The organism is Streptomyces angustmyceticus (assembly GCF_019933235.1).
Taxonomy (GTDB): domain Bacteria; phylum Actinomycetota; class Actinomycetes; order Streptomycetales; family Streptomycetaceae; genus Streptomyces; species Streptomyces angustmyceticus.
In genome coordinates this window covers 189531-203724 of record NZ_CP082945.1, presented here as the reverse complement: position 1 = coordinate 203724, position 14194 = coordinate 189531, and the positions used below count along the sequence as shown (strand labels likewise).

Annotated in this window: 13 protein-coding genes and 1 pseudogene; 11 read left to right on the top strand and 3 right to left on the bottom strand. The window is 71.3% G+C overall.

The genetic code is table 11. From position 1 onward, the window contains the following. Positions 1–185 precede the first annotated feature (185 nt). The 8 genes from K7396_RS00925 to K7396_RS00890 all read left to right on the top strand — a co-directional run bounded on the left by K7396_RS00925 (position 186) and on the right by K7396_RS00890 (position 9223). Complete coding sequence (locus K7396_RS00925) at positions 186–1826, top strand: amidase (protein WP_086716929.1); 1641 nt, start codon at positions 186–188, stop codon at positions 1824–1826. A 180-nt stretch (positions 1827–2006) separates the two neighbouring features. Continuing rightward, positions 2007–2627 carry a LysE family translocator gene (locus K7396_RS00920; protein ID WP_086716928.1) on the top strand — a complete coding sequence of 207 codons (621 nt, stop codon included), beginning with the start codon at positions 2007–2009 and terminating at the stop codon, positions 2625–2627. A gap of 192 nt (positions 2628–2819) precedes the next feature. After that, the gene (locus K7396_RS00915; RefSeq protein WP_086716927.1) at positions 2820–3356 is read left to right on the top strand and encodes a hypothetical protein; all 537 of its coding nucleotides are present in this window, start codon (positions 2820–2822) and stop codon (positions 3354–3356) included. Positions 3357–3793: 437 nt separating this feature from the next. Next, the gene (gene melC1, locus K7396_RS00910) at positions 3794–4270 is read left to right on the top strand and encodes an apotyrosinase chaperone MelC1 (protein ID WP_086716926.1); all 477 of its coding nucleotides are present in this window, start codon (positions 3794–3796) and stop codon (positions 4268–4270) included. 41 nt (positions 4271–4311) lie between these two features. After that, positions 4312–5130: a tyrosinase MelC2 gene (melC2, locus tag K7396_RS00905; protein WP_086716925.1), complete on the top strand. Its 819-nt coding sequence runs from the start codon at positions 4312–4314 to the stop codon at positions 5128–5130. 412 nt (positions 5131–5542) lie between these two features. Beyond that, entirely contained in the window at positions 5543–6544 is a 1002-nt protein-coding gene (locus K7396_RS00900) for a DUF1259 domain-containing protein (protein ID WP_086716924.1), read from the top strand. 226 nt (positions 6545–6770) lie between these two features. Then, entirely contained in the window at positions 6771–7943 is a 1173-nt protein-coding gene (locus K7396_RS00895; RefSeq protein ID WP_086716923.1) for a barstar family protein, read from the top strand. Between the two features lie 155 nt (positions 7944–8098). Further along, entirely contained in the window at positions 8099–9223 is a 1125-nt protein-coding gene (locus K7396_RS00890; RefSeq protein WP_086716922.1) for a M20 family metallopeptidase, read from the top strand. A gap of 169 nt (positions 9224–9392) precedes the next feature. On the opposite strand, the gene K7396_RS00885 is transcribed toward K7396_RS00890, so the two are convergent. Further along, entirely contained in the window at positions 9393–9662 is a 270-nt protein-coding gene (locus K7396_RS00885) for a hypothetical protein (protein ID WP_086716921.1), read from the bottom strand. A 351-nt stretch (positions 9663–10013) separates the two neighbouring features. Next, complete coding sequence (locus K7396_RS00880; protein WP_086716920.1) at positions 10014–10634, bottom strand: TetR/AcrR family transcriptional regulator; 621 nt, start codon at positions 10632–10634, stop codon at positions 10014–10016. A gap of 36 nt (positions 10635–10670) precedes the next feature. Between K7396_RS00880 and K7396_RS00875 the strand changes: the two genes are divergently transcribed. Together K7396_RS00875 and K7396_RS00870 are read left to right on the top strand one after the other, a co-directional pair. Further along, positions 10671–11471: an alpha/beta fold hydrolase gene (locus K7396_RS00875; RefSeq protein ID WP_086716919.1), complete on the top strand. Its 801-nt coding sequence runs from the start codon at positions 10671–10673 to the stop codon at positions 11469–11471. Between the two features lie 54 nt (positions 11472–11525). Further along, a pseudogene (locus K7396_RS00870) lies at positions 11526–12015 on the top strand (MarR family winged helix-turn-helix transcriptional regulator). A 112-nt stretch (positions 12016–12127) separates the two neighbouring features. Here K7396_RS00870 and K7396_RS00865 read toward each other — a convergent pair. Then, positions 12128–13597 carry a DHA2 family efflux MFS transporter permease subunit gene (locus K7396_RS00865; protein WP_086716918.1) on the bottom strand — a complete coding sequence of 490 codons (1470 nt, stop codon included), beginning with the start codon at positions 13595–13597 and terminating at the stop codon, positions 12128–12130. Positions 13598–13621: 24 nt separating this feature from the next. Between K7396_RS00865 and K7396_RS00860 the strand changes: the two genes are divergently transcribed. Further along, positions 13622–14080 (top strand): MerR family transcriptional regulator, encoded by a 459-nt coding sequence (locus tag K7396_RS00860; RefSeq protein WP_086716917.1) that lies wholly within the window; start codon positions 13622–13624, stop codon positions 14078–14080. Positions 14081–14194 lie beyond the last annotated feature (114 nt).

Below are 14194 nucleotides of genomic sequence, written 5' to 3'. Positions count from 1 at the left end.
GCTACGGGTTTATGGACCTACGGGGCGACGCCGCGCGACGGCGCACTCCGTGGCACGGCCCGTAAACGGAATACGGACACCTGGCGCGGCCCGCCCGAGGGACACCCGGTACCGGCACAGTCCGCGTGCCGGGTGTCCGGGCGGCGCTCTTGTGCCGGACGCGGGGATGTAGTCGGCTACCCCTCATGGGGAAGAAGAGCAGGTCCGCACTGATCGCCGCGCTGGCCGCGGGGTCCCTTTTCACGGGCATGAGTACGAGCACGGGCGCACCGAACCCGCAGACGGGAGCCACCGGACCCGGCGACGGCAGCCCGTTGCCGTCGGCCGGTGCGTCCCCGCTGCCGGGAGTCGACCTCGACACGGTGACGATCCCGGAGCTGCAGGCCCGTATGACCCGCGGTGCGCTGACCCCGTCGGCCCTGACCAGCGCCTATCTGCGGCGGATCAAGGCCGTCAACCCTAAGATCCACGCGGTGCTGCGCACCGACCCGACGGCCCTGCGCCAGGCGGCCGCCAGCGACGTCAGGCACCGGCACGGCGCGACCCGTGGCCCGCTCGACGGCATCCCCGTCCTGCTCAAGGACAACGTGAACACCCGCGACATGCCGACGACGGCCGGGTCGCTGGCGCTCGCCGGGGACCCGCCGGACACCGATGCCGCCCTGGTCACCCGGCTGCGGGACGCGGGGGCGGTGATCCTCGGCAAGACCAACCTGTCGGAGTGGGCGAACTTCCGCGGGGAGAAGCCGACCTCAGGGTGGTCGGCGGTCGGCGGACAGACCGCCAACCCCTATGTGCTGGACCGGAACCCGTGCGGGTCCTCCGCCGGTGCGGGCGCCGCGCTCGCCGCGTCGCTGTCACAGGTGGCGATCGGGACCGAGACGGACGGCTCGATCGTCTGCCCGGCCGGGATGAACGGGGTGGTCGGCCACAAGCCCAGCCTCGGACTGGTCAGCGGAGCCGGTGTGGTGCCCATCTCCGCCGAGCAGGACACCGCGGGGCCGATGGCCCGCAACGTGACCGATGCCGCGCTCACCCTCTCCGTGCTCGCGGGCGGCAACACCTCGCGCGCCGGCGGTTCCCCGGGCTCCCTCGGACCCCTGAACGACCTGACGCACCCCGGCAGTCTGCGCGGCAAGCGGGTCGGCCTGTGGCGGCTGCCGTCGCTCGGGCCGGCGGTGGACGCCGTGATGACCCGTACGGCGGAGCAGCTCCGTACCGCGGGAGCCGAGGTCGTCGAGGTGACGCCCCCGCACCAGGCACGGCTCGCGGAGCTCGAATTCCCGGCGCTGCTCAGCGAGTTCCACCGGGACATCGACGCCTACCTCGCCACGCGCCACGGGCCGCGGAACCTCGGCGAACTGATCGAGTTCAACCGCACCCACCCGGCCGAGCGCACCTGCTTCGCCGGTCAGGAACTCTTCGAGAAGGCCCTCGCCGCGCCCGCCACCACCGACCCCGCCTACCGGGCCATGCGCGCCGAGCTGCGGCGCCTCTCCCGCAACTCCATCGACGAAACCCTGCGCACCCACCACCTGGACGCCATCGCCTCGCCGACCAACCCTCCGGCCTGGACCACCGACTGCGCCCGCGGCGACAACGACGTGATCCCGTCCTCGACCCCCGCGGCCGTCGCCGGTTACCCGTCGCTGTCGGTACCCGCCGGCTTCGTGAACAAGCTCCCCGTCGGCCTGCTCCTGATGGCCGGCGATCACCAGGATGCCGAGCTGCTGTCGCTGGGCGCGGCGGTGGAACACCGGCTGGACGCCTGGCGGGCACCGGGCTACCTGCCGTCGGTGGGTCCCGACGGCTCCCGTTCCCGCTGAGAACGGTGCGGATACGGCCCCTGCCCCGGCCGCAGAGCCGGAGCGGGGGAGCGGTGGGGGTGGTGGAGCGCTTGAGCCCTTGAGCGGGCGGAGCCGGGCAGCGGTGGAGCCGGGAAGTGGCAGGGCCGATTCCGGGCACCGGCGCTCGGCATGGCGGCGCACGGATGTGACACTGCGACCATGCTCCTACAGTTCCTCGCCGCCGCGGGTGTGCTCGCCGTGCTGACCATGGTGCCCGGCCCGGACATGGCCGTGACCACCAAACAGGCCCTCACCTCCGGCTGGCAGGACGGCCTGCGGACCGTCGGCGGGATCACGGCGGGGCTGCTGGTGTGGGGCGTACTCACCGTACTGGGCCTGGCCGCCGTCCTGGCCGCGTCCGCCACGGCGTACACCGTCGTGAAGCTGGCCGGAGCGGCCTACCTGGCCTTCCTCGGAGTCCAGGCACTGTGGCACAGCCGCCGCGGCCGCTCGGGGGCCCCGGCGCCCGGCGCGCCGGCCCCGGCGGGCAACCCGTGGCGGACCGGATTGGTCAGCAACCTCTTCAACCCGAAGATCGCCGTCTTCTACACCGGCCTGCTGCCCACCCTCGCCCCGTCCGGCCTCTCCCCGCAGACCGGGATGGCGCTGCTGGTCCTGCTGCACGCGCTCCTCACCTTCGTCTGGCTCAGCGGCTATGTGATGCTGCTGGCCAGGGCCCGCGCGTTCTTCGAGCGGCCCGCCGTCCGCCGGGCCATGGACCGGGTCACCGGAATCGTCCTGATCGGCTTCGGCATCAAGGTCGCCACCACTCAGCCCTGAGTCATCGGCCGCGCCCGGCCGCCGATGAGCCACCGACGAGCCACTGATCCACCAGCTGCAACCGGTACGGCCGACCGGAGCCGGCGAGGGGGCGGGAGATCCCGCCTGGCTGATACTCGGGGCGGTCTTCTGCTCGGGGCGGGCGGAAACGCACCGGAATCGGCCGCCGGGGCCGCGGGATACCGTGCGGCCATGTCCGGATTCCTGCAGCAACTCCCCGCGCTGATCGGCGTACTTGTCGGTGCCCTCGGATCCTACTTGGCGACCACGCGCGGTGATCAGGCACGCTTCCGCCGCGAACAGGCGGCCCGCTGGGACGAGCGGCGTCTGGCGGCCTACACGGACTTCGCGCGAGCGCTGAAGAAGTCCGTCACCCTCACGTACCGCATCGCCTCCCACCTCGGCAACGACCCCCATCCGCACCCCCTGTCACCCGAAGAGGCAGCGCCGCACGTGGCCGAGGCCAGCGATGCCAGGGACCCGGCCGGCGAGGCGCTGCTGATGCTCGGTGCCCCGGACGTCGTGGCCATGGCCCGTGAATGGGTCGTCACGGTCATGGACATGGAGCAGTTTCTGCGCGACCGGACACAGAGCCCGGAGACCTGGTCGGCCCTCCTGGAGAGGCAGCGGACCGCACGCGAGCGCTACTACGCGGCCGTCCGGCGCGACCTGGCCCTCCCACCCGGCCACTCGGGAAACTGGCAGCTCCCGCCTCCCCAGTCCCCCTGATACGAACTCCGCACCCACTCCACGGGCACTCCGCGCGCCACGATGCGGAAGCCCGGCCCCAGCCTCATCTCCAGACTCACGTCCAAACACCGTCCACCTCAAGCCCCCTGAATTCGCGCCGAGTTCCGGCCGTGGGGCGTCTCACGGTTTGGGACGCCGGGGTGGAGGATCTGCGGCCGAGGGCGCTCCAGATCGCGGAATATCCGGTTCCGTGAGCGGGTGCGGCGGGGCGCAAGCACGATCCCCGCCGTTGAACTCTGCACCTTCGCACAGGTGTTGTCCGGTTCGTTGCCGGCTGGGAGAGGCCAACTTGATGATCCGTTCGTCCCTGCCAGCATGTGGCGGCGCGGGCCGAGCTCCGGCCCGTCGGCGCGAAGAGCCCCTTTCCCGCGGTTTCCGACGCGGAGGGGCAGCCGAGACGAACACAGGAGTGGACCATGTCGCGTCCCACCCGACGCCAGGTGCTGCACGTCAGCGCCGCGGCCCTGGCAGGAACGGCGCTCGCCGCCCCGGTCGCCTTTGCCGGCACCGCCAGTGCCCGTCCCACCGCCGGTCACGGGCACTCGGAGGGCCACCAGGCCCCCGCGGGCCACGAGATGCCGGAGCCCTTCGACGAGATGTACCAGGGCCGCCACATCGAGGGCTGGCCGGCGGACGAGGGAGCACCGGAGCACGGACACCACGCAGGCCACGGAGGCCGGGCGCACTCCCGCAGCGCCCCGGCCGGTCCACACGACGGCATGGACTTCGTCGTGCGCATCGACAACGACGACCTCCATGTGATGCGGAACGCGGACGGCACCTGGATCAGTCTGGTGAACCACTACGAGACGTTCACCACGCCACGGGCCCTGGCGCGCGCCGCCGTCCGTGAACTCCAGGGCGCCGACCTGGTACCCGTCGTCACCGGCTGAGGCCCGCACCCAGACCGTCCCCCCACCGAGGAGTCCTCGACATGGCAGTCCGGAAGAATCAGGCGGACCTCACCGCCACCGAGAAGCGGAACTTCGTCGATGCGGTGCTGGAACTCAAGCGCAGCGGCCGCTACGACGAGTTCATCAGCACCCACAACGCCTTCATCATCGGTGACACCGACGAGGGAGAGCGGACCGGCCACCGGTCCCCGTCGTTCCTCCCCTGGCACCGCAGGTTCCTGCTGCAGTTCGAAGAAGCCCTGCAGAGCATCACCCCGTCGGTCACCCTGCCCTACTGGGACTGGACCGTCGACCGCTCCCCCCGCAGCTCCCTGTGGGCCGACGACTTCCTCGGCGGCGACGGGCGCAGCGGTGACGGCCGGGTGCCCTCCGGGCCGTTCGCCTTCAGCAGCGGCAAGTGGCCGATGAACATACGCGTGGACGGCCGTACCTTCCTGCGCCGCTCGCTCGGTGCCGGCGTCCGGGAACTGCCGACCCGCGCCGAGGTCGACCGGGTGCTCGCCATGACCGTCTACGACGCCGCCCCGTGGAACAGCTCCTCCGACGGCTTCCGCAACAACATCGAGGGCTGGCGCGGCCCGAATCTGCACAACCGGGTGCACGTCTGGGTCGGCGGGCAGATGACCACCGGTGCCTCGCCCAACGACCCCGTCTTCTGGCTGCACCACTGTTTCATCGACAAGCTCTGGGCCGACTGGCAGCGCCTGCACCCGAAGTCGGGGTACCTGCCGACCGGCAACACTCCCAATGTCGTCGACCTCAACGACACGATGAAGCCGTGGAACGACGTCACACCGGCGGACATGCTGGACCACACCAAGTTCTACACTTACGCATGACAGGTGCATGACATTTATAGCTCGCCGTGACCGGCCTTGCGTGACCTGTCGTTGAGGGAACTGCGCGCACGTGAAGGGGAGTTCGTGGCGGCGGGACGGATCCTCGTCCGTCGCCGCGGGCCTTCCTGAGAGTGCCGGGGGCGGCGCAGAGATGCGCTCGGCGCCGCCCCGCGCCCGTGGTGCGCGGGGGCCGTCGTGCCCGGCATCCGGCCACTGCCAGGATGCCGGGCGGGCGCCCCGGCGCCCTCGTACGGGCCGCGGGCGCGCCCCCGAGCGCCCCGCACCCGGACGTCCACCCGGACGTCTCACCTGCCGTGGCGACTGCTTAGGCCAGCTGGCCGCAAGCAACGACAGGGTTCACGGAGTCACGAGTCGGCCCGTGCTTCCATCTCGGCATGGAGGTACTCACGTGATGGCTGGAGACCGACAGCAGGACACCCACCCGCATGCGGGTGCGCCGCGGCGACGCGTGCTGGCCGCGGCCGCCCTGGCCCCGATGCTGGCGGGGGCACCGACTCCCGCTCGTGCCCTGTCCGACGGGGGAACCGAACCGGGAAAGAACGGGCTGCTCAAGCCGGTGAACACCGCGCTGCCGGACTGGACGAGCGTGTCCGAGAAGCTCGGCGGAGCCGGCGACATGAAGCGAAAGGTGATGTTCCATACGGGACTGCCGCGCCGGGACCTGCGGGTGCGCTCCCGCAAGATCGACGTCCATCCGGCACTCGCCCTGGGTTCGCACGTGTCCTTCGTCCGCTACGGCGACGGCAGCACACTGGCGATGGGCGACGTGGTGGTCACCGAGGACGAACTGCAGCAGTTCATCGATGTCCTGCACAAGCACCGGATCGAGCAGACCGCGATCCACAAGCATCTGCTCTCCCAGGCCCCCGACCTCTGGTGGGTTCACGTCCACGCACACGGCCACGACCCGGGAGCCATTGCCCAGGGCCTGCGCGCGGCGTTCGACCGCACCGGCACCCCGCGCCCACGACCGACCGCCGCGCCGGGACGCGTCGACCTCGACACCGCCGGCATCGACGCCGCCCTGGGCGCCAAAGGATCCGTCGACGACGGGATCTACAAATGCATCTTCGTGCGCCGCGAGACCATCACCGACGGGCGCCTGGTACTGCCGCCGGGGCTGGGGTCGACCAGCGCGTTCAACTTCCAGCCGCTGGGCCGTGGCCGGGCCGCGATCAGCGGCGACTGCGCCATGATCGCCGGGGAGGTCCAGGACGTCCTGGTGGCCCTGCGGCGTGCCGGAGCCGAACTCGTCGAGCTGCACAACCACGGCCTGAGGGACGAACCCCGCCTGTTCTTCACCCACTTCTGGGCCGTCGGTGACGGCGTCAGACTCGCCCGGGCCCTGCGCCCGGCGGTGGAGGCCACCAACGTCGTTCCAGCCGGCGGCTGACCCGCCGGCCACCCGTCCGGGCGGCTGTCGCGACCACCGGCAGCCGCCCAGCCTTCCGAACCAGCAACGCTCGCTGTGGTAAAGGCCGTTGCGCCGGCGACTCGGCACTCCGCCGCTGCCGACGCCTCTGAAGTCCCGAAGACCTCCTGATGTCCCGAACGCCGCCTGATGTCCCGAACCGGCCCCGTACCCTGAGCATGAGATCGTTCGCGTGTACGGGGGAGAGATGCGGGTCGCGGATCATGTCGCCTGGGAACGGGACTTCCCGGTCAGGTACCTCCTGGTCCGGGAGGACGAGGACGGCGAGACGGAGTACTGGGGGCGGTGCGCGGGCGTCGAGGGCCTGTTCCTGGACAAGGTGCCGCCGCGCGAGGTGCTGACGCTGCACGGGTGCACTCCCACCGGCGCGTTGCGCGATGCCCTCTCCCCGGCCGGGGAGGAAACGGGCCTGCTCGGTGACGTCTGCGTCGAGGTGTGGGACGAGCAGCAGCCGCTCCAGTGGTGGACGCTGGTCGACACCGCCGTCCTCGCCTGCCGGCCGAACCGCACCGATCCGGCCCGGGTGGATGTGGTCGTCGGCGCAGGGGTCCAAGAAGACCACGCGTGGCAGCACACTCTTCCCGCGTCGGCGCACTGCCGGCTGTTCGTACGGACCAGCGTGGGCGTGCGTCCCGCCGGTCACTGCACCAGAGTGGACGGGCTGTTCCGCGCCCGCGTGGCTCCGCCGCCAACTCCACTGCACCTCATCGGATGTGAGGCCGCCGAGCCCCTGCTCGCCGTCCTGCGCCGACCGCGCAAGTGGGCGCGGAACTGGGCGGAGCTGCGGGCGCTGGACCGCCACGGCCGGACGATGTACCGCCACCATGTGTACCTGGGCATCGAGGAGGCGCGACCGTCCGTGCTCGGCGGCACTCTCGTCGACATCACACTCACCGACGGCGGGGACGACCGCCCGCCGCTGCTCGCCCGGCCGGTCTGGGAGACCTGGCGCCGAGGCGTCCCGACCACCCGCAACCAGTGGGCCCCGTACTGCGAGCACGGCAGAGCCGAGTGGCTCGACCTGACGGCCACCGGCATGAGCGGCCAGGGCCCGGACCGCTCCGGCGGCAGCTACTGGCTCGACGGAAGGTTCGTCACCGATGTGCCCGGCCTGCACTGCGCGATGGCCGAGGCGCTGGTGGGTCCCGGCGGCTACTTCGGCCGGGAGCGGAACGCCTTCGAGGACTGTCTGAACGGCGGCTTCGGAGTGGCCCCGCCCTTCACCCTGATCTGGCACGACGCCGAGGTGGCGCGCCGGGCACTGGCCGGCACCGTCTCGGACCCGGACGGGAAGCTCGGCTATGTCGAGGACATCGTCCGGCTGCTGGAACGACGCGGTGTCACGGTCGTTCTTCAGTAGTGAAGTCGCCGCTCGGGCGGGGAAGCCGCACCGGCCGACCGATGGGGAGCGTGCGTGTGTCGTGTCGGGGCAGGCCGTATGGCCGGCGGCCGTGGCGGGCGGGCCGTGCGTCATGGGTTGTGACGGCATGAGCCCCGGGCGTCTACCGTTCTCGTATGACGATGCACAAGACCGGCCCGGTGAGTGTCGACGCGATGATCGAGGATCTCAGGACACTCGTCGAGACCGAGTCTCCCTCGCGTGATCTCGCCGCGTTGACGGAGTCGGCCAAGGTGGTCGCCGAGGTCATCGAGAGCCGCCTCGGCGGGCAGGCCGTCCTGGTGGAGAGCGAAGCCGGGCCGCACGTCCACTGGTCGGGTGGCGGCGATCCCGCGGTACTGATCCTCGGTCATCACGACACGGTGTTCCCGCTCGGCACCCTGGAACGCCGCCCGTTCATGGTCCAGGGCGGGCACGCCACCGGTCCCGGCGTCTTCGACATGCTGGGCGGTCTCGTACAGGCCGTGCACGGCCTGGCGACGCTCGACGACCGGTCGGGTGTCGAGATCCTGGTGACCGCCGACGAGGAGGTGGGCTCCCGCTCCTCGCGCGCGCTCATCGAGGCACGGGCGCTGGCCTGCGGCGCCGTCCTCGTGGTCGAAGGCGCCGGGGAGGGCGGCGCCCTGAAGACCGGCCGCAAGGGCTGTGGCACGTTCCAGGTCTCGGTCACGGGCCGGGCGTCACACGCGGGCCTGGAGCCCGCCGCCGGGGTCAACGCCCTGACCGAAGCCGCGCACCAGGTACTGGACATCGCGGCGCTCGCCCGACCCGACAGGGGCACGACGGTCACCCCGACCGTCGCGTCCGCCGGAACCCTGGACAACGTGGTGCCGGCGGAGGCGACCGTCGTCGTCGACGTCCGGGTCGAGTCCGCCGACGAGAAGGAACGCGTCGAATCCGCCTTCGCGGCACTGGCTCCGCATCTCGACGAGGCGCAGATCGCGGTCACGGGAGCCGTCAGCCGGCCGCCGATGCCCGAGTCGGCGTCGGCCGAGCTCTTCGCGCTGGCGAAGACGCTGCTCCCCGGCATCGGCGGCACGGCGGTCGGCGGCGGGAGCGACGGCAACTTCACGGCCGCGCTGGGGGTGCCCACCCTCGATGGTCTGGGGGCGGTCGGCGGCGGTGCCCACGCCGACCACGAGTACCTGGTGGTCGACGCGATGGCCGAGCGGGCGAACCTCGTTGCCGGCCTGGTGAGGGCGCGGCAGGGCGGCCGGGCGGAGGCGGACGAGACGGCGTAGGAGGCGCGGGGCGGACGCTGCGGCCCGCGACGATCGCCAGGACAGCACTCGCTGTGTCGCCCCTGGCACCGAGAGTGCCGACCACGGGGTGGCCCTCAGGTGACATGAGGGATGCCCGGGACGGGGGTCCCGGGCATCAGCAGGTTTGAGTCGTCATGGGCCGGCCAGCTCAGTAGTAGCCGGGGAAGCCGCCCAGGTCGTAGTAGCCGCCGTAGCCGCCCACGGGCACGAGGACCACGAGGCCGTAGTAGTCGCCGTATCCCCGGTCATGGTCGTGGTGGCCCCAGCCGTAGCCGCCGTCGTAGGCGGAGTAGCTGGTCGGTGCGTGTGTCGGCTCGACGGCGGTTGCCGTCCCGGCCGTGGCGACCGCGGCGCCGCCGGCCAGCAGGAGTCCACCTGCGGTCAGAGCGATGGCTCGTGTCAAACGATTGGTGGACATAGGTCCACACCTTCTTCGTCCTAGGGATCTGGCGGTCCGCCACCCGTTGACGAGTCCCCTGCGAGGTCCCGCGGTGGGCGGGAGCGGGAGATTCGGGTGCTGTCCCGGGACAACCGCCTCCTGGTGATCGCCCCACAGGCAGGTCGGATACGCCGCATATGTACGTTTTATCTGGAGCTTACACCCGCGCCGAACCCGCCCGAATGAGGTGGCAGCGGCATCCGCATCATTTTGCGAGAAATTGCAGATTACAGAAAATGCCGCGCGCCGAGCCGAGTCGCGCCGGCCACCTCCGGCCGTCCGCCTTCCCGGCCGGTGAGGCCCCCGGCCGATCCTGCGCGGCGTTGCGGGTCAGGGTGTGGGCGGCGTGAGTTGTCGGCAGATCAGCTCGTGGGTGAACCGCGCCGTCGCCCGCAGATCCTCGTGGGCCGTGCCGAGGTTGGCCTGCACGGACAGTCCGTGCACGACGGACTGGACGAGTCCGGTCAGGGCCGCCGCGTCGGTGCCGGCGACCAGTTCCCCGTCCTGGACCGCTCGCTCGACGCGTGCGAGGAGGGCGCGCTCGTTCCAGCCCTGCAGTTCGGCGTAGTAGGCGCTGGTGTCGAGCGTGCTCGTGCTGTCGGTCATCGCGGCGCTGCTGAGAAGGCAGCCTGGATGGGCGTCACTTGGCCGGGTGAACTCCTCGACCGAGCCGATCAGGATCCGGTCGATGACGTTCCGGACGTCCTTCTCGGCGACGGCCTGCCGGTAGATCTCCCGGTAGGGCTCGGCGTAGGTCCGCACCGCTTCTTCGAACAGTCCGGCCTTGCTGCCGAAGGCGGCGTAGAGGCTGGAGGTCGAGAGTCCGAGGGCCGAGGTGAGGTCGCGGGTCGACGTCCCGGAGTAGCCGCGACGCCAGAAGAGGCGGGCGGCGTCGAGGACCGCGCGGTCGCGGTCGAAGGCTCGTGGTCGTCCACGGGTGGGCTGGGGCACCCTTGCATTGTAGATCGTTTGCTCCATAATAAATTTATGGAGCAAACGATTCAGAAAAGACTGCCGGTCGGTGGAGGCAGCTGGGTCACGGTCGATGTGTACGGAGAGCCGGATGCCCCGGGCCTCGTCGTCGTCCCGGGCGCGATGGCCGACGCTCACGGCTGGCGTCATGTCGCGACCGCGCTCGACGCCTGGCCGTCGGTGACGGTCGTCAACCGCCGGGGCCGCGCCCCCTCGGGGCCGTTGACCAGCGCCTACTCGTTGCAAGCGGAGGTCGAGGACCTCGGCGTGGTCCTCGACGAGCGCAAAGGCACCCAGGCGCTCTTCGGCTGGAGCTACGGCGGCTTGATCGCGCTGCTGGCCGCCAACGAGCGTCCCCTGCGCCAGGTGATGGCCTACGAGCCGGTGATACGGCCGTTCGGCCGTCACGTCCTGCCGGATCTGCGGGCCGCCGAAGAGGCGGCGGACTGGGACGCCACCGTCGAGATCGTGAACCGGAGGGTCGCCGGCCTCGGCACGGCACATGTCGAGGCGCTGCGGGCCGACCGTGAAGTATGGGCGGCCTTGCGGGACTTGGGCAGAGCGGCGTACGGCGAGCTCGCCGCGCTCAACTCGGCACCGCCACCGGAGGAGTTGGCGCGACGGGCGGACCGTGTCGATCTGATCATCGGCAGGCGCAATCACGGAACGGCCCCCTACGGAACGTCGTTCGACGACGTCCGGCAGCGCGTCACCCGCGCCGAAGTCCACCTGCTTCCCGGTCAGGGGCACATGGCCCACATCGAGGCGCCGACAGAGCTCGGCCACCTGCTCAACGGCCTTGCGGTCGTCGGGTGACCGACCATGTTCCGGCAGTGTTCAGGCCGGGCACACGGAGGCAGCGTCGCGATCATGGAGATCCTGAGGGGCGCCACCACCGACCAGGCGCCGGCCGATCCGGCTGCCACCGACGACATGCCGGCCGGCCAGCCCATCGGCTACTGGAGCGGCCGGGCTCACGCGGTCGTCACCCGGCAGCTGCGTGACGCCCTGGCGGAGATCGACGTCACGCAGCCGCAGTACTGGGTACTCAACAGCGTCAAGTACTGTCCCGAGGGGCCGAGTCGCGACGAGGTGGCCGCGCGGCTGCTGTCCCTCGCGGACGGACCACACGACATCCCCCGCACCGTGGCCCAGTTGCCACCGCGGCTGGCTGCGGGCCGACGCCGGACAGCGTCTCCACCTCACCGACGCGGGAGAAGCGGCCAGGACGCGGCTGCGCGAGCTGGTGACCGAACTCCGTGCCGTGGTCCACGACGGCATCAGCGACGAGGAGTACGTGGCCGCGCTGAAGGTGCTGCGCAGGATGATCTCCAACGTCGAGGGTGCCGGGAACCCGTAGGCCGTTGATGAAGGGCGTCCTCCGCAACGGTCCAGTGGGCGTCAACGGCTGTGCCGCACACTGCAGTTGACGGGCTCCGAGGCGTCTGGTGGGCGCGGCGCCGCCCCGCCGCTCACCGGCGGACGGTGGGCGCGGCGGGACGACGCACGCCACGGCTCACGTCCTCGAACGATTCCGCCGCCCGCGCTGCGGTGTCCGAGGCCCGGCGGCCGGTGCTGACCAGCCCCAGCACCACGATGCCCAGGCCGAATCCGAGCACCATCCACCACACGCCGTGCTCCGCTCCGGTGAACGCCGTCGCGCTGTGATGCGCGGCCGACCCCACCATGGTCCCGGCGACGGCGACGCCCAGGGTGGTGCCGGTCTGCCGGCCGGCGGAGGCCAGCGAGGTGGCCACCCCGGCCATCGAGCGGGGCATCCCGGAGACCGCGGTGTTGGTGATCGGCGGGTTGACCGTGCCCATGAAGACTCCGAACAGCAGGTAGACGGCGAGCACGGCCGGCAGGGGCGTGGCCGGTCCGAGCCAGAGCGACGCGCCGCCGCCCAGCGCCAGCGCACTCCCGGCGACCACCAGCGGCAGCCGGGGGCCGCGCGCGCCGAGCAGCCGGCCGGTGAACGGCGACAGCACGATGACCAGCGCCCCGACCGGCAGCAGGCACAGCCCGGCCGTGAACGCCGACATGCCCCGTACGTCCTGCAGATACTGGGTCGTCACGAACAGGAACGCGCCGAACCCGCACAGGGCGAAGACCGCCATCACCAGCGCCGAGCTGAACGGCACGCTGCGGAACAGGCGCAGCTCCAACAGCGGGTCGACGCGGCGCGGTTCGTACAGGACGATGCCGAGCACGCCGAGCACCGCGACGGCGAGCAGTCCCAGGATGACCGGCGAGGTCCAGCCCCACGGCCCGGACTCGATGATCGCGAAGACGACGCCGCCCAGCACCAGGACCATCAAGGTCTGGCCCACCGGGTCGAACCGGCGCCCCCGCGAAGCGCGGGACTCGGGGACGAACAGCGCGGTGCACACGAACGCGGCCACCACGATCGGCACATTGATCCAGAAGATGGCGTGCCAGCCGAAGCCGTCGACCAGGGCACCGCCCAGAATCGGCCCCAGCGCCAGCGACAGGCCGCTCATCGAGGCGAACACCCCGATGGCCCTGGCGCGCCCGGCCGGGTCGGGGAACGTGGTGGCGACGATCGCCATCGCCACCGGATTGAGCATCGTGCCGCCGACGGCCTGCACCACGCGCGCCACGATCAGCCAGTCGATGCTCGGCGCCAGGCCGCACAGCAGCGAGCCGAAACCGAAGGTGGCGAGGCCGATGTGGAAGACGCGCCGACGGCCGACGCGGTCGGCGGTGGACCCGGCCAGCACGAGGAAGCCGGCGAGGACCAGGGTGTAGGCGTCTACCGTCCACTGCAGGCCGGACTGCGAGGTGTGCAGATCACGACGGATCGACGGCAGCGCGACATTGACGATGGAGATGTCCATCACCACGACGACCATGCTGGCGCAGCAGATCGCGAGCACCAGCAGCCGGCGACGAGGACTGAGGAAAGGGAGGTGTTCGGGCATGTCGGGGACGCTAGATTTTAGAGCGTGGTCGAAGTCAACAAGCAGCCGCACGAGCCCATCCCCGAGGCAGGACTGAGCATCGCCGAGGCCGCTCGCCGTACCGGAGTGAGCGCTCACACCCTGCGCTACTACGAACGCGCCGGCCTGGTCGTCACCCCCGTCGACCGCACCCACAGCGGCCGGCGCCGCTACCACGCGCTCGACCTGAAATGGATCACCATCTGCACGATGCTGCGCGCGACCGGCATGCCCATCAAGGGCGTCCGCCGCTACGCCGAACTCGTCGCGGCAGGCGGCGGCAACGAAGCCGAACGGCTGGAGGTGCTGGAGTCACATCGCGACCAGGTACTCGCCGACATCGCCGAACTCCAGGAGAACCTGAAACTCATCGCCCGCAAGATCGACGTCTACCGGGACCGCCTCGCCGCCGGCGACGCCGGCCAGCTGTGGGCGCGCCACCGGTCGCCGGGGGCGGCGGGCTGAGGGCTTTTCGGCGGCCGACCGTGTCTCCGGGGGGCGATGGCTCTGGCGTTGGCGTCTCCGGGCCGGGGACGGGCCCGGGTCTTCGGTACCCGTACCCGCGCCCCGCCCGTGCTC

What these genes read in the sequence shown, in the direction of transcription:
- K7396_RS00925 (WP_086716929.1), top strand. Translation starts at nt 186, where the DNA reads ATGGGGAAGAAGAGCAGGTCCGCACTGATCGCCGCGCTGGCCGCGGGG.
- K7396_RS00920 (WP_086716928.1), top strand. Translation starts at nt 2,007, where the DNA reads ATGCTCCTACAGTTCCTCGCCGCCGCGGGTGTGCTCGCCGTGCTGACC.
- K7396_RS00915 (WP_086716927.1), top strand. Translation starts at nt 2,820, where the DNA reads ATGTCCGGATTCCTGCAGCAACTCCCCGCGCTGATCGGCGTACTTGTC.
- melC1 (WP_086716926.1), top strand. Translation starts at nt 3,794, where the DNA reads ATGTCGCGTCCCACCCGACGCCAGGTGCTGCACGTCAGCGCCGCGGCC.
- melC2 (WP_086716925.1), top strand. Translation starts at nt 4,312, where the DNA reads ATGGCAGTCCGGAAGAATCAGGCGGACCTCACCGCCACCGAGAAGCGG.
- K7396_RS00900 (WP_086716924.1), top strand. Translation starts at nt 5,543, where the DNA reads ATGGCTGGAGACCGACAGCAGGACACCCACCCGCATGCGGGTGCGCCG.
- K7396_RS00895 (WP_086716923.1), top strand. Translation starts at nt 6,771, where the DNA reads ATGCGGGTCGCGGATCATGTCGCCTGGGAACGGGACTTCCCGGTCAGG.
- K7396_RS00890 (WP_086716922.1), top strand. Translation starts at nt 8,099, where the DNA reads ATGACGATGCACAAGACCGGCCCGGTGAGTGTCGACGCGATGATCGAG.
- K7396_RS00885 (WP_086716921.1), bottom strand. Translation starts at nt 9,662, where the DNA reads ATGTCCACCAATCGTTTGACACGAGCCATCGCTCTGACCGCAGGTGGA.
- K7396_RS00875 (WP_086716919.1), top strand. Translation starts at nt 10,671, where the DNA reads ATGGAGCAAACGATTCAGAAAAGACTGCCGGTCGGTGGAGGCAGCTGG.
- K7396_RS00865 (WP_086716918.1), bottom strand. Translation starts at nt 13,597, where the DNA reads ATGCCCGAACACCTCCCTTTCCTCAGTCCTCGTCGCCGGCTGCTGGTG.